Source organism: Chryseobacterium soli, from assembly GCF_000737705.1.
Lineage (GTDB): Bacteria > Bacteroidota > Bacteroidia > Flavobacteriales > Weeksellaceae > Chryseobacterium > Chryseobacterium soli.
In genome coordinates, this window is the sequence record NZ_JPRH01000001.1 from 122,443 (window position 1) to 138,430 (window position 15,988).

General features: G+C 36.8%; 15 protein-coding genes. 8 read left to right on the forward strand and 7 right to left on the reverse strand.

The window, feature by feature from the left end; genetic code table 11:
- Positions 1–284: 284 nt before the first annotated feature.
- The 4 genes from IW15_RS00575 (at position 285) to IW15_RS00590 (ending at position 3,688) form a co-directional block, all read left to right on the forward strand.
- Positions 285–953 (forward strand): carbonic anhydrase, encoded by a 669-nt coding sequence (locus tag IW15_RS00575; protein WP_034708417.1) that lies wholly within the window; start codon positions 285–287, stop codon positions 951–953.
- A gap of 22 nt (positions 954–975) precedes the next feature.
- Positions 976–1,275, forward strand: a complete 300-nt coding sequence (locus IW15_RS00580; protein WP_034708419.1) for a hypothetical protein — start codon at positions 976–978, stop codon at positions 1,273–1,275.
- A gap of 141 nt (positions 1,276–1,416) precedes the next feature.
- Positions 1,417–3,009 (forward strand): SulP family inorganic anion transporter, encoded by a 1,593-nt coding sequence (locus tag IW15_RS00585; RefSeq protein ID WP_034708420.1) that lies wholly within the window; start codon positions 1,417–1,419, stop codon positions 3,007–3,009.
- A gap of 43 nt (positions 3,010–3,052) precedes the next feature.
- Entirely contained in the window at positions 3,053–3,688 is a 636-nt protein-coding gene (locus tag IW15_RS00590) for a carbonic anhydrase (RefSeq protein WP_034708421.1), read from the forward strand.
- Positions 3,689–3,856: 168 nt separating this feature from the next.
- Here IW15_RS00590 and pth read toward each other — a convergent pair whose 3' ends face one another.
- The 7 genes from pth to mfd form a co-directional block, all read right to left on the reverse strand.
- Positions 3,857–4,420, reverse strand: coding sequence for an aminoacyl-tRNA hydrolase (gene pth, locus IW15_RS00595; RefSeq protein WP_034708423.1), 564 nt, complete (start codon positions 4,418–4,420; stop codon positions 3,857–3,859).
- 86 nt (positions 4,421–4,506) lie between these two features.
- The gene (locus IW15_RS00600) at positions 4,507–5,454 is read right to left on the reverse strand and encodes a hypothetical protein (protein WP_034708425.1); all 948 of its coding nucleotides are present in this window, start codon (positions 5,452–5,454) and stop codon (positions 4,507–4,509) included.
- A gap of 98 nt (positions 5,455–5,552) precedes the next feature.
- Positions 5,553–6,425 carry a hypothetical protein gene (locus IW15_RS00605; protein WP_034708427.1) on the reverse strand — a complete coding sequence of 291 codons (873 nt, stop codon included), beginning with the start codon at positions 6,423–6,425 and terminating at the stop codon, positions 5,553–5,555.
- A 153-nt stretch (positions 6,426–6,578) separates the two neighbouring features.
- Positions 6,579–7,322: a hypothetical protein gene (locus tag IW15_RS00610; protein ID WP_034708430.1), complete on the reverse strand. Its 744-nt coding sequence runs from the start codon at positions 7,320–7,322 to the stop codon at positions 6,579–6,581.
- Positions 7,323–7,330: 8 nt separating this feature from the next.
- Complete coding sequence (locus tag IW15_RS00615) at positions 7,331–8,146, reverse strand: hypothetical protein (protein WP_034708432.1); 816 nt, start codon at positions 8,144–8,146, stop codon at positions 7,331–7,333.
- Positions 8,147–8,151: 5 nt separating this feature from the next.
- On the reverse strand, positions 8,152–8,961 hold the full coding sequence (locus IW15_RS00620; protein WP_228384286.1) for a hypothetical protein: 810 nt from the start codon (positions 8,959–8,961) through the stop codon (positions 8,152–8,154).
- 479 nt (positions 8,962–9,440) lie between these two features.
- Positions 9,441–12,809 (reverse strand): transcription-repair coupling factor, encoded by a 3,369-nt coding sequence (mfd, locus tag IW15_RS00625; RefSeq protein ID WP_034708437.1) that lies wholly within the window; start codon positions 12,807–12,809, stop codon positions 9,441–9,443.
- A gap of 254 nt (positions 12,810–13,063) precedes the next feature.
- Here mfd and IW15_RS00630 point away from each other — a divergent pair, with 254 nt between their 5' ends.
- From IW15_RS00630 to IW15_RS00645, 4 genes are all read left to right on the forward strand, one after another.
- Positions 13,064–13,459 (forward strand): hypothetical protein, encoded by a 396-nt coding sequence (locus IW15_RS00630; RefSeq protein WP_034708439.1) that lies wholly within the window; start codon positions 13,064–13,066, stop codon positions 13,457–13,459.
- Positions 13,460–13,635: 176 nt separating this feature from the next.
- Positions 13,636–13,923 (forward strand): hypothetical protein, encoded by a 288-nt coding sequence (locus tag IW15_RS00635; protein ID WP_034708441.1) that lies wholly within the window; start codon positions 13,636–13,638, stop codon positions 13,921–13,923.
- Positions 13,924–14,049: 126 nt separating this feature from the next.
- A complete protein-coding gene (locus IW15_RS00640; RefSeq protein WP_034708442.1) occupies positions 14,050–15,549 on the forward strand; it encodes a GH3 auxin-responsive promoter family protein in 1,500 nt (499 codons plus the stop codon).
- Between the two features lie 69 nt (positions 15,550–15,618).
- Positions 15,619–15,981: a hypothetical protein gene (locus IW15_RS00645; RefSeq protein WP_034708445.1), complete on the forward strand. Its 363-nt coding sequence runs from the start codon at positions 15,619–15,621 to the stop codon at positions 15,979–15,981.
- Positions 15,982–15,988: the final 7 nt, after the last annotated feature.

Below are 15,988 nucleotides of genomic sequence, written 5' to 3' on the forward strand. Positions count from 1 at the left end.
TAATTTGATTCATGCATTTTATAATTTATACTTTGTAATTTTATACTGCTTTTTTACCATTGATATTATTATTGAAATCTGAAAAATCAATATGAAAACATCCGATTTATACTTATATAGCGGATTTTCCATATGATTTTAAACATATTTCTATATTAAACTTTGTTAAAAATGATTGGCATTTCGTCAAAAATTATATTTTTGCATAATTATTGATTCAGTCTATTGAATTTGAAAATAATTTAAACGAAATAAATAATATAATCTTTTTTTAAATTTAAATTATGTCACAATCGTACGAAGTTATTTTCGAAAACAACAGGAAATGGGTAGAATCTAAAATTGCTCAAGACCCAAATTTCTTCAGTGAACTGGCTAAAACTCAAACTCCGGAGTTTTTATACATCGGATGTTCAGACAGCAGAGCTACAGCAGAAGAATTGATGGGAGCAAAACCCGGAGAAGTATTTGTTCACAGAAACATTGCTAATGTAGTCAACACTTTAGATATGAGTTCCACAGCGGTTATTCAGTATGCTGTAGAACATCTTAAAGTAAAACACATTATTGTTTGCGGACATTACAACTGCGGGGGTGTAAAAGCAGCGATGACTCCTCAGGATTTAGGATTATTGAATCCTTGGTTGAGAAACATCCGTGACGTTTACAGATTGCATCAGGCGGAATTAGATTCTATTGAAGATGAAGGTAAGCGTTATGATAAACTGGTAGAACTGAATGTTCAGGAACAGTGCATTAACGTAATCAAAATGGCCTGCGTGCAGGAAAGATACATTTTAGAAGAGTATCCTGTTGTACATGGTTGGGTATTTGACCTTAGAACCGGTAAAATTATTGATTTAGAGATTGACTTCGAAAAAATACTGAAGGACATCCAAAAAATCTATAACCTTACAAGTTCTGACTGGGTAATGAGCAGAAAGACTACATAGTTTTTCTAAAAAAGAATGTAACATGAAATTCTGGAGTATTATTGTATTGACGGTTTTCCTAAACTTTACTGCACTGCCAAGCATTGCTGCGGTAGCGGGTTGGGATATCCTTAGAACCAATACCATAGTCAATGAAGAAGAACCGCATTCTCATCCATCCTCTTTTACTGTTTACGAAAAGACACTTCCAAAAACCTTAGATGTATTCGATTACCTAAAGTTTTTCGAGCCTGATCCAAAAGGAAGGTCTTTTGTGTTGATAGATGACAACTTTCATCTGTCACCTTTACTCACTATATTTTCTCCGCCTCCGGAAGCTTAATTTTTAGCACACCTATTCATTATTATTCATATCAATATTTGATATCGGATTCACATGCTTTAAAATTAATTTCCAATCTTTTATAATTGATTATTTTAGGATAAATCAGTCGATTATACTATAGTATTTTTCAAAGACATCATGAAAAAAACATCTTTATTAGGAGGAATCAAGGAGAATTTCCCTTCAGGGCTCGTTGTATTCTTAGTGGCTCTGCCTTTATGTTTAGGAATCGCCTTAGCATCCGGAGCCCCTCCATTATCAGGCGTAATTGCCGGTATTGTGGGAGGACTGGTTGTAGGATCTCTAAGTAATTCAAACATTTCAGTATCGGGGCCGGCAGCAGGTTTAACGGCTATTGTTTTAACAGCTATTACAGATCTCGGAGCTTTTGAACTCTTCCTTTGTGCCGGTATTATCGCCGGTCTTATCCAATTGATCTTAGGATTTATAAGAGCCGGAAGCATCTCCAATTATTTTCCAAATAACGTGATTGAAGGAATGCTCGCCGCCATCGGAATCATTATTATTTTAAAACAAATACCTCATGCATTGGGATTTGATCAGGATTACGAGGGACACGAATCTATTTTTGATAAAGGATTAAATTTCAATTATTTCACTGAATTATTTGGTGCCGTACATCCGGGTGCCATCCTTGTGACTGTAGTTTCAGTGACCATCCTTATCATTTGGGACAAGGTACCTTCACTCAGAAGAATGAAAATGCTGCCGGGAGCTTTAGTCGCAGTGGTTGCAGGTATTGCATTGAACGAAGCTTTTAAGTTATCCGGAAGTTCACTGGCTATCGGAACCCAGCATCTTGTTTCCCTGCCTGTACCGCAATCGCTTGATGATTTTAAAAACCTTATTACGATGCCTGATTTTAATGGATTTACGAATCCTAAAGTCTGGATTATAGGGGCAACCATCGCCATTGTGGCCTCTATTGAAACCCTGCTTTGTATTGAGGCTTCAGACAGGCTTGATCAGCAGAGAAGAATTACAGATACCAATCTCGAGCTTAGAGCTCAGGGAATAGGAAACCTCATCAGTTCATTCATTGGAGGACTTCCGATGACTTCTGTAGTAGTAAGAAGTTCTGCGAATGCCAATGCGGGTGCCACTTCCAAGATGTCCGCAATGATTCACGGCTTCCTATTATTGGTTTGTGTACTTACCATTCCTTTCATTTTAAATTTAATACCGCTGGCAACCCTTGCCGCAGTATTGATTTTGGTAGGATATAAATTAGCAAAACCAGTTACCTTCAAACATTTTTGGGATCTTGGGAAATTTCAGTTTATTCCCTTTGTTGCAACAGTAGTGGCTGTAGTGGCAACCGATCTTTTAAAAGGAGTGGGGATTGGACTGGCGATTTCTGTGTTCTACATCCTTCAGGGAAATATGAAACGGGCTTATTATCTGAGTAAGGAAAAACTGGATGGTGCCGATGGGATTAAGATGAAACTTGCCGAAGAAGTTTCGTTCTTGAATAAAGCAGCAATCAAAAAGACGTTAAAAAACATAAAACCTAATTCTACTATAGTTATTGATGCCTCCGGAACTTCGTATATTGCGACTGATGTATTGGAAATGATCCAGGATTTTGCTAATATCCGTGCAAAAGAGGAAGACATCAATGTGGAGCTTATGGGCTTCAAAACATCATATAAAGATTATGAAACAGATCAGGATTCTCATATCGTGATTACCCACAAAAGAGCAATGTAAGCGTATTACAATAATTTTTTAATTTTAAAAATAAATAAATCATATGAAAGCACATACACACGAAACTCAATCTACCATTACTCCTGAAAAAGCATTAGATTTTTTAAAGGACGGAAATCAAAGATTTGTAAATAATCTAAAGGCAAACAGAGATCTTTTAGGACAAGTAAATGCAACACGTGAAGGCCAATGGCCTTTTGCCGTAATTTTAAGTTGTATAGACAGTCGTACATCTGCAGAACTTATTTTCGATCAGGGATTGGGAGATATTTTCAGCATTAGAATTGCTGGTAATTTTATAAATCAAGATATTCTAGGATCAATGGAATTTGGTTGTAACGTTGCTGGTTCAAAGCTTGTTGTAGTTTTAGGACACACTAAATGCGGTGCATTAAAAGGTGGTCTGGATGCAGCACAAATCCAAAAAATGGGAATGGATAATCTAAACCATTTGATTAATCATTTCGACCCAATTATCGAAAATATCATTGAAGAAGGCGAAGAACGTTCATCAAAAAACGCTGCGCTTCTGGAAAGACTGAATCAGCAAAACGTAAAAAGTGCAATCGAAGATATCCGGGCACAAAGTTCAACACTTAAAAATCTTGAAAACGAAGGTAAAATCAAAATAATTGGAGCTAATTACGATGTTGAAACCGGAGTTGTAACCTGGCTGTAAGAGATAACAATCTGCATATTTTTATTACACATACCTAAAAAACATTTTAATAGTTAGATTGGAAATTGATTTTTTAAAGTGTAATATAAAGGCCATCGAGATCCGATGGCCTTTTATGATAATTATTTTAATTCAAAATGGCTCTGTCTATTAATATTTAACTGAAAATTACTTCCCGTTAAAAGCAGACATGGTATTATTGATTCCAGCAAAAACAAATGATAAGCAGGCTTTCGAAAATTTATCGATTCTTTCAGACAGTTTTTCCGATTCCTCTTCATTCCAGGTACCCAGTACATAATCGACCTGTCTTCCTTCAGAAAAATCAGCAGAGATTCCAAAACGGAGTCTCGCATAATTTTGAGTCTGAAGCATTTCATTAACACTTTTGAGTCCGTTATGTCCCGCATCAGAACCTTTCATTTTCATTCTTAATGTTCCGAAAGGCAGTACTAAATCGTCTGTAACAATAAGTACATTTTCAAGCGGAATATTTTCTTTCTGCATCCAGAATTTCACGGCATTTCCTGAAAGATTCATATAGGTATCCGGTTTCAGGACAAACACTTTTCTTCCTTTGTATTTGCCTTCTGCCATCCATCCGAAATTGGTGGTATTAAATGAAGCTTCCAACGTCTCTGCTACTTTTTCAGCGACTTTAAAGCCTATATTGTGTCTTGTATTTTCGTATTCGGGGCCTTTGTTTCCTAAGCCCACTATTAAATATTTCATGAGAAATTTTTTGCAAAATTAAGAGATAAAAAATAAAAAACTCAACCTTAGAAAGATTGAGTTTAAATATTATTAAAAATTGTTTCCTATAAAGGTTTATAAATATAATTTACACCCAATCCTTTAGTCATGTAGGTCTGAGGATCATATGAATAATTCGTTGTCTGAATAACAGGCGCCGGAATAGGCAATGTAAGATCTGAAACAGAAAGTCTTTTCGGACTGTTTGGAGAAAGGATGAAACTTTCCACATCATTTCTTTCTGTAGATAAAAGTCTTGAGATCTTATAAGCCGTTGGCAATAAGGTAAACGGACTGATTTGAGTATCATAACTGCTAAAATCATATCCATATCTTTCTGTAGCGGTTCCAAATACGCCTCCTGTCATAGGACCGTAATTTCTTTCTGCTCTGGCAATATTATCTCCTAAATACGTATACGTAGTTTTTGAATAGTCGGTATACGCAAATGGAATTCCTGAAGCATCAGGACCGTTTCTCATGGTAATGGTTTCCAGTTTGGCAGTTGCCGTATTATATTCTAAGCTGTACAATGTTTTAGACTTTCTCAATAATGCCATTGGATTCGGCGGCATACCTGGAAGAGCTGGTGGCCTTCTGTAAATAGAACGGTTTTCAGAAATCGTTTCTAATCTTCCGATGTTTCCATAGGTAAATAACTGCGTATAAGAAACGCTGTCTGTATCGATAATACCATTATCATCAAGATCAAGGAAACCGTTAAAATTGATTTTGCTTACTTTATCTCCACTGTACATGATATCAGTGATTGATTTCGGTTTTCCTGCTGCAACACCGCTTGAAAGAACTTTTGATAGAAGAAGTCCGTTGTATTGGTATTCTGCTATGGTATCTGCATCTGTAATCTCTCTATACAGAGCTCTTGGACCTATTAAGCCTCCGGTATTGTTCAAATCCACTAAAGGATTTCCGTCATCATCCAATAAATCCTTGCAAGAATGTACCGAAGAGAAACCTGCTAATAATAAGATAAAGTAGAAAAGTTGTTTCATTTCCAGGTGATTGTTTATATTTCCACAAATATAATTTTTTTTTGCATAAAAATTATATTTTTATTTATATTCTAGTAAAACTAATAATGTATTAGTGCTTATAAAGTTTTGTATGTATACTTTACTGTTTGAGTTTGATCTGAAGTTGGATAACTTTGAGAATCATACATATAGGACTTAGGAATACTTACAGCAGGCGTCGGAGACGGATACATGAAGTACATTGATGTAGGGTTGTTCGGAGAAATCGTATAAAAATTCTGTGGACGAATCAAGCTCCATACCACAAAGAATGCTTTAGGCAGCGTACTATACGGGCTTTTTCTCATATCATAATTCTGAAAATTATAGATATTAGTGGTTGCGGTCGCCATATTCGGAGCACCGGTTCCGTCTACAACTCCTTTTGACCAAACTGCCTGAGAAATATTATCTCCCACATAGTTAAGCACAGTCTGTGTAAAGACTGTATAAGTGGTCATTCCTCCTACTTTTCTCTTTTCCACTACTTTTGTAAGCTTTCCTGTTGCATCATAGGTGTATACAAAATCGCTTATATAGGAATTGGGTACCGTAGGGGCTGTAGCCACACATGATGTACTGTATACTCTTCCGTTACTGTCAAGAATAACATTGAAATCATAATCAATACTGCCTGTCGCAGTTCCCGTAAATTTTATATTGGAGATTATTTTATTGCTGGTATAGGTTAATGCACCTGTTAATGTAGCACCAGCCGTATTATCATCTTTTACAGTAGCTTTTTGTAAAATACCTGTATTTGTTGTGATATATTCTTCCTGTACAGCATTATTAACAGTAATCTTATCCAACACTCTGGAGTCTTGAGGTGTAGTACCATTTCCACCTGAACCGCCGGATTCCACAGGGTCTGACGTTGTATTATCACAAGAAATCATAAACCCGAAAAGTATTCCAGCAAGTATTTTAAGAAGATAGTTTTTTCCCATGTAGAATTTAGATTTTTAGTCGCTCCAAATATAATTTATTTTTTTTTCAGAACATTCATTTTTTTAAACAAATCGCAATTATTTAATTTTTTAAACAAAAAAAAATCTAAAAACATATCATTTTTAGATTTTCAATTCTATTTTATTATGAAATTAATACGGTTGCAAAACAGAAGTTGTTAACACAGACTGTGACATCTCACTATTTAGGAATGTAGAATTCACTGCCGTTCCAATTCCCAGTGTTCCTGAGTTTAGATTTCGCTTTGTACAGGCTACTTTCACACTGTAATTGTTTTTAGGAGCCAGATTGGTAAGCGTTGCATTAAGATTAAAAATCTTATAGGTTCCTTCATCACCCAGCAGCACATCAGTTCTCACTGCTCTGAGCGCATTATCCACAAAAATACCGCAGGCAAAACCTGAAGAAGACGTTGTATTTCCGGTCTTCTGAGCCGTTGTCTGAAAGCTGAACACTACTTTATTGGTAGCATTGGTAATAGAAAAAGTATCTGTATTCCCCGTAAGCACGGTCCATGTGCTTCCCAGCGAAGTTCCTTCAGTATAAGGGCTTGTAGAACCATTCCCATTATTAAAAACAGCTCCTATTTTATCCGATACAGAATTTATAGAATACATAGCCATACTTCCCTGTCCGTCAGCAATTTTTACACTTTTCCAATCATTCGCGGCAAGATCTGTATTGTTATGCAGCATCATCCCTGCTGTACCTGCGGAACCTTTCAACAGATTGGTTCCTCCGGTTCTGATTTCTTTTCTTACATTGAGATCTCCATTTACATCCAGCATATTAACCGGAGCTGATGTATTAACACCCACTTGGGCATGAGCAAAAACAGCCAGTAATAAAGATGTTACAAAAAATATTTTTTTCATGATTTGATTTAGTTTGTAATAGAATTAAAGACCTGTGGAATTTCATACACGTCCACTTTCAGAGAAGACTGAGTAATAAAGTCATTAATATTGTCACTTGCATTAATTCCGATAGCCAATACAACATCATTCGTTGTATTATATGATTTTAATCTTGAACACGCCACACTTATTACATGCTCGCCTGTAGAAAGATTGGAAACCACCCCAATCTGATTATGGGTGATAAATGTACTTGAGGCACTGCTCGCTTTCAGGTTTCTTTGTCTCAGATTAACTAATTTATCATCCACGAAAATACCGCAGGCATAATCAATGGATATATCGGGAGAAGTATTGGCAGGAAAGGTAGCCTGAACTACTGTTTCAAACTGGAAATACGTTTTACTTTCCGCACTGAAAACTTTAATAGTAGGTGACAATCCTTCAATTTTTTTAAACCCTGAAAATGCACTGATATCATTGCCTTTTGCAAACGTTGTAGATCGTGAAGTGATCGCAGATTGTTCCGTGCTGGTAAATTTAAGTCCCGTCTTATTTGAAAAAGAGTTATTAAATATTAAATAAAATTTATTGGTTTCATATTCGGGAATACGGAGTGTTTTCCATGTTGGCGGATATCCTTCCCCCTGAGAAACCAAAAGCTGGTCATTATTTCCCTGAAAAAGGGTATTATCTGTAGTGTTAAGTACCACGATCTTATTTCTGAAATTCACATCACCATTCACATCCAGTTTTGCTTTTGGACTTTCCGTTTTTATTCCTATTTGTGCAGATAATATAAGCCCCGCTGAAAAAAGCAGAGTCGATAATAATTTTTTCATCACTATTAATTGGCTTGGTAGGTTACGTATTCAATAACGTCTATTTTCATAACAGACTCAAGGGTAAATGCATTGGAAACCGTATTGGTATTGGACACATTACGTCCTATTGCAAACTGGGATAACACATTGGATGTGTCTATCTTTCTGCATGCAAGTTTCACTTTCTGAGCTCCTACAGGCACATTTTGCTCTGTATAACTAAGTGTGAAGATATAATCCTGGATTCCTTCTTTATCCGTATTATTATTGGAAGCGATTTTATCCGGACGTACAGCCACAAGCTTTCCGTTTCTGAAAACCCCACATGCAAATCCAATATTCTGGGAAGTTGTCGCAACCGGAGCTTTCATTTCAACGCCTGTCTGGAACTGATAGGTCAGTCTGTTTTTTCCGTTTTTGATTGTAAAATTATTTTCAAGCCCTGGAATCTCTACCCACTTTCCTTTACTGGTATCGGTTATATCGTCACCAACATTATTTTTATAAATGGTATCTCCTGCTACGTTGCTGGAAAGAGTGGTGATGCCCACCTGGTCTGATGATAAATACGAATTGATTAATTTGTATTGTCCTTCTTCCATAAAGGAAAGATTTAATGACTTCCAAACAGGAGGTAGTCCTTCTCCTTGTGAAACCAAAACCTGACCATTTAATCCGGCATTACCTGCCGAGGTTGAAGTACCGCCTACTCTAAGTTCTTTTCTTAAGGTGGTTTTCCCGTTTACATCGAGAGTAGAATTGGGTGAACTAGTCCCTATTCCCACCTGCGCGTTAGCATAAAGCGATAACAGCCCAGCTAAACAGCAATACATTGATTTTTTCATATAAAGGGCTGCAAAGGTACAAATTCCCCATACAAAAAACCAGCAAACAACCGTATAAACCAATAACAATAAGCGAATTACGACATTTAATTCACTCATAAAAAAGTAGACTTATTGTATTTTTTAAATGTTTTTTTATAATAATTAATAAAAAATGAATCCTTCAAAACATTGACTACATCAAGGTTAACAGCTTTATTTTTCTCATTAAAAAGTGACTTGTAGCACCCACAGGCACCGTTTATCCGTAATTAGTGACTTAAATTTTCAATCTAGAAAAATTCCTATTTTTTGATAAAAATCATGAAAAATATACTATTCATGGGGAAAATGATTAGAAATTCACACCCAAAAAAGAAAGGTAAAAAGACATTTCGTAAGAGAAAAAATAAAAAAAATCTAAAAGTACCAGGTATTTTAGATTTTTTTTATGTGAATAATAAGGTCAAAAAAATTAGTGATTATTTTCAGTCATGTCCAATGATAGCTTTCAACAAGATATTTACCTCATCTACATTTTTCACCTTCTCTTTCCTCATCATCAGTTGATTTCCTTCCTTCCCTACTTTTTCCTTAAGCTGAGCCTCGGCAGGATTCTGAGTTAAATAGCTGATAATATGTCTGAACCGGTCTGTCTGATAGAACTTATCCTGCGGATTGCCCGGGAAATATCCTAAAAATACACCGTTTTTCATAACAATTTTCTCAAAACCTATTTCTGATGCCAACCATTTCAGGGCAACACTCTTTAACAGGTTAACAGCTTCTTTGGGCAGAGTACCGAAACGGTCTTTTAATTCTGATTCAAACAGCTGAAGCGTTTGTTCGTTATCTATATCTGCCAGTTTTTGATAAAGCAGCAGCCTTTCTTCGGTACTTGATATGTAAGAATCTGGAAGCATGAGCTCAAGATCCGTATCAATATTCACATCTTTTACAGATTTGAAAAGCTTCTGTCGGTCTTCTTCATTATCAAACAGGTTTTCGAAATCCTCATCATCTTTCAGTTCCTCAAGAGCTTCCTGCATCAGTTTCTGATAGGTTTCAAATCCCATTTCATTGATGAACCCGCTCTGTTCAGCACCCAGCAGATCACCAGCACCACGAATTTCAAGGTCTTTCATTGCAATCTGGAAACCGCTTCCCAAATCGGAAAACTGTTCAATCGCCTCGAGACGCTTTCTGGCATCGGAGGTCATCATATCATATGGCGGAGTGATCAGATAACAAAACGCCTTTCGATTGCTTCGTCCTACTCTACCCCGCATCTGGTGAAGATCTGCCATCCCAAATCTTTGGGCATCATTAATGAATATGGTATTCGCATTAGGAACGTCCACGCCGCTTTCAACAATCGTTGTAGATACGAGGACATCATATTTCCCTTCCATGAAATCCAGAACGTTCTTTTCCAGCTGCTTCCCTTCCATCTGACCATGCCCTGTAATCACTCTTGCATCCGGAACCAGCCTTTGAATAAGCCCTGCAATATCTTTAAGATTTTCAATCCTGTTATTGATAAAATACACTTGTCCATCCCTTTGGAGCTCATAAGAAACAGCATCCCGAATCACTTCTTCATTAAAACCTACCAATTGGGTATCAACCGGCTGCCTGTTGGGTGGTGGTGTTTTGATAACCGACAGATCCCTTGCCGCCATAAGGGAGAATTGCAGCGTTCTCGGAATAGGAGTAGCTGTCAATGTAAGCGTATCTACATTATTTTTCAATGTTTTAAGCTTATCTTTTACCGAAACTCCAAATTTATGTTCTTCATCAATGATCAGTAACCCTAAATCCTTAAACTTCACGGAGCTGCTTACCAATTGATGCGTACCTATAATAATATCTACTTTTCCCTCTTTTAAAGCATTTAAAGTTTCTGTCTTTTGTTTTGCGGTTCTGAACCTGTTGACATACGAAACTGTTACAGGAAAATCTTTCAGTCGTTCTTTGAAACTTCTGTAATGCTGGAACGCCAGAATCGTAGTCGGCACCAGAATAGCGACCTGCTTTCCGTCAGTGGCGGCTTTAAAGGCTGCACGTACTGCGACTTCGGTTTTTCCAAAACCTACATCTCCGCACACCAACCTGTCCATGACCGTATCGGCTTCCATGTCTTTTTTTACGTCAATAGTTGCTTTTTCCTGATCCGGGGTATCCTCATAAATAAAACTTGCCTCCAGTTCATTTTGCAGATAAGAATCCGGAGTGAAGGCAAACCCTTTTGCCGTCTTTCTTTCCGCATACAACCGTATAAGATCAAAAGCAATCTGTTTTACTTTTGCTTTCGTTTTTTGTTTTAATGATTTCCAGGCCGGAGATCCCAGTTTGCTTAGGGTAACTTCTTTCCCGTCCGGACCGTTGAATTTTGAAATTTTATGAAGCGAGTGAATACTTACATATAATAAGTCTCCGTTTTTGTAGGTCAGTTTAAAGCATTCCTGGATTTTACCATCATTATTTACCTTGACTAATCCCATAAATTTTCCGATTCCATGGTCGATATGGGCAATATAGTCTCCCACTTTCAGGGACATCAGATCTTTCATGGTCAGCTGTTCAGATTTTGCAAAATTATTTTTGGCTTTATACCTTTGATACCGGTCGAAAATCTGATGATCCGTATATACCAGAAGCTTGTGCCCGTTATCTACAAATCCTTCATGTAATTCAGACTTGAAACTTTTAAACGGGAGCTGGTGTTCCAGTTCTTCAAAAATAGATTCAAGCCTTTCTCTTTGTTTTTCTGTGGAAAAAGAAATCCATGTATCAAAACCTTCCGTCTGCTTTTCTTCCAAATCTTCTATAAGCAGTTCAAAATTTTTATGGAAAGTCGGCTGGGGAATCTGTTCAATTTTAATTTCAGCCATTTCCTTAATCCCATCAATAGAAACGCTTCCGAAATCAACAGTTGTAAATTTCTTATAATCAAAGAGAAATTCCTGATCGGAAATAAAAAGTTCATTCGGAGGTCTGTGGGCAATATCTTTATTTAACGTCTCATATTTTTCTAATGACTTTTCATAGAATGTTTTAATTCTCTGCATGCCTATCACTCCATTTTTAGAAACAATGAAGCTTTCTTTCGGCAGCAGCTGCAATAAGGATACCCGGCTTCCTGATACCGAGAAATTCATATTGGAAACCAACTGAAACTCTTTTACCTTATCTATGGAAAGTTGTGTTTCAATGTCAAAGGTTTTGATATTTTCAACTTCATTCCCAAAGAAGGTAATCCGGTACGGACGTTCATACGAATAGGAAAAAACGTCTACAATTCCTCCTCTCACAGAAAATTCTCCCGGCTCGGAAACAAAATCAGTCTGCTGGAAATTGTAATGGCTCAGCAATTCGTCAACAAAATCAAAATCAAGCTGGTCTCCCACTTTGATCTGATGGGAAATTGCTTTAAAATCTTCTTTTTTCAAGACCTTCTCCGATAAAGCTCCTGCATAAGCTACAATTACTTTCGGTGATCTTCCTGAATTTATTTTATTTAAAACCTCGGTTCGTAAAACAAGATTAGCATTTTGAGTTTTTTCAACCTGGTAAGGTTCAAGGTGTGTTGCCGGGAAGTACAGAACCTTGTCTTTTCCGAGAAGGTCTTCCATCTCCGTATTGGCGTACAGGGCCTCTTCTTTATCATCAACCACGTACAGAATAGTCTTTTTCTGGGTTAAAAAAAGTTCGGCTATAAAAATAGAAACTGAAGAGCCGGCACTTCCTCTTACAGAAATGTGCTGACTGCTTTCCAGCTGCATAAAAATCTCTTTTCCAAATTCTCTTTGTAGCAGATCCGGAAGAAACTTTTCATTGATTGGTTTTAACTGCATAAATAGTAATGGTATAAACGACAAAAGCGATTTCGGGAGTTTTCCGAAACCGTTTCTGACTACACAAAGGTAAGAATATTTTTTTCTTTCAGATTTCGTTACGGATTATTCAAAATTCACAACAACTATTTAACCAGTCCTTAAATCTTAATTTTATACTATAATTTGTGAATGAAAGTTAAAAAAATACCGAAAATATCGCATGGCACAGTGTTTGAAAATTCACTTCTAACAACAACTTAAGAAATAATATTATGAAAAAAGCAATTAAAATTTTAGGAGTATGTATGCTGGCAGTTTTTGCCGTTTTATCTTTTTCGTCGTGCAGCCACGATGATGATCCTACCAACAATGATTTTTTCGCTGGAACCTATAAGGGAACTATCTCTTATAAAGATGGCGGCTCTACCAACATCAGTACCGATAACGGAAGTGTATTTGTAACGAAAATCGCAAGTGGAACCAAGTATAATTTTGCATTCTCTAACAGCATTCCGGATCTTAACGGAGTGGAGTTTGAACAGCAAGGGGATCATACCTTAGTGATGATTGGATCTTCCGGCACATCATACATCAGAATTGACAATAATGAATTGAAAATTTTATTTATCAAAGACGGTAAAACATGGACAGCAAACTGTACACGTTAAGATCATGATATAAATTTTTAAAGCCTGCCTTCTTAGATGAAGGCAGGCTTTATTATTACAGTACAAGCTTTAAGCTTTTTTTAATCTGTAATAAACTTTAGTTAAGTTTCTCAAATTCAATTTTTCAGCTTACTTTTTGCATACATTTGAGTAACGAAAAACAAACATTAATTCTTATGAAAAAACTATTATCCGCAATGTCATTGATCTTAGGATTAGGACTTGCAACAGCACAACAGACTGCTCCGGCAACAACAACTCCTGCTCCTCCAAAAGTAGCTGCACATCATACAAAAGCACCGGCTAAGGCTGCAACAATGACGCCAGCTAAAGAGGCTAAACCAGCTGCAGCTCCCACAGCAGTTAAGTTGAAAAAAGACGGAACTCCTGATAAAAGATACAAAAACAGCCAACACCTGAAAAAGGACGGAACTCCGGACAAAAGGTATAAAGCAAATAAATAAACTCAACTTATAGTTGTTATTTTCATAATCAAATTTCGAAGAACCGATGATACTCATTCATCGGTTTTTTTTTGCATATTGTATTAAAATGACGGCAAATTCTTTAGTTATTTATAAATTTGACCCATGTTAAACTTCTTCAAGAAAAATGCAGCACTTATTTGGGCAAAAAAACATGTTCAAAAAGCTGAGGAATTCAAAAAAAACCCTGAAAAGAATCAGGAAAATCTATTGTTATCTCTAACAGAGACGGCGAAGAAAACCCTTTTTGGAAGAGAACATGATTTCGAAAATATCCATTCAATCCAGGAGTTCCAGAAAAGAGTTCCTGTTGCCGATTATGAAGACCTGAAACCTTATATAGAAAAGGTAAAAAGAGGCCAGGCCAATATCCTCTGGACCGAGACTCCGGAATATTTTGCAAAGACATCGGGAACTACATCCGGCTCAAAATACATTCCGATTTCTAAAGAAGGAATGCCTTTTCAGATTGCCGGAGCACAAAGTGCACTGTTCCATTATATTCACAAGAAAAATAATGCAGATTTCATTAAGGGAAAAATGATCTTTCTACAGGGAAATCCTGAACTGGAGGAGGTTTTCGGAATAAAAACAGGAAGATTATCCGGCATTGTTGCCCACCATATTCCCAACTACCTTCAAAAAAACAGGCTTCCAAGCTGGGAAACCAATGTGATAGAAGACTGGGAAACGAAAGTAGAAAAAATAGTTGAGGAAACTGAAAAGCAGGATATGACTCTGATATCAGGAATCCCGCCATGGTTAATTATGTATTTTGAAAGACTTACCGAAAAGCATGGCAAAAAGATCAAAGAACTGTTTCCTAATTTACAGCTTATTGTAACCGGCGGTGTAAATTATGAACCTTACCGTGATAAAATGGAGGATTTACTGGGTGGAAAAGTGGATATCATCCAAACTTTTCCTGCCTCTGAAGGTTTTTTTGCGTTTCAGGATGATTATTCAAAAGAGGGACTTCTTCTTTTAACCAATCATGGTATTTTCTATGAGTTTATTCCTCTGGAAGAATATGGAAAACCTGGTGCCCGAAGATTGCCGCTAAAAGATGTTGAGCTTAATAAAGACTATGCTTTGATCCTGACGACAAATTCTGGTTTGTGGGCCTACTCCATTGGTGATGTGGTGAGATTTATTGATAAAAATCCTTATAGAATTTTGGTAAGCGGAAGAACAAAGCATTTCACTTCAGCTTTTGGGGAACATGTTATTGCTTTTGAAGTGGAAGAAGCTCTTAAGGCTGCCCTTGAGAAACACCCTGCCCAGATTACAGAATTCCATCTGGCGCCTGAAGTAAATCCTGCAGAAGGCCTTCCCTATCACGAATGGCTGATAGAGTTTGAAAAACAACCTGATGACATGGAATCATTCAGGGATGAGCTCGATGATCAGCTAAGAAAAAGGAATACGTATTATGATGACCTGATTTCCGGAAATATTTTACAGAAACTGCACATCAGCAAGCTAAAGAAAAATGCATTTCAGGAATATGCCAAATCTCAGGGAAAGCTGGGCGGACAAAATAAGATCCCAAGGCTGGCCAACGACAGAAAAATTGCTGATTTATTAGAAATCTACAAATTTTAGTCATATTTTTTCAATTCCAAAAACGTATATTCAAAAAAAATTATAAATTTGAAAAATTAAAAAATAATAATGAAAGCATCTGTACTTCTAAAATCATCTTTACTAACGTCCTTATTTGTTATTTCATCTTGTGCTACAACCAAGTACAGTGAAGATGTTTCAAAGAATAACTATTCTAATCTGGAAGCCGGAAGAATGTATGTAGTGACCATGAAAGACGGTTCTCCAAAACAAAAAATGTTATTCCGAAATATAGACGGCGATAAAATTGTAGGCACAGCCGGTAAAAAAGACAGTGCGGTAGTAATCATTCCAAAATCTAATGTTGCAGCGGTAAAAGACAGATCGAAAGCGAGAGTAGTTGCAGGAGCTACGGTTATCGGCGCAGCGGGAGTTGCAGCTCTTGTGATCAGTTCTTTACGGGCAGACTAAAATAGAT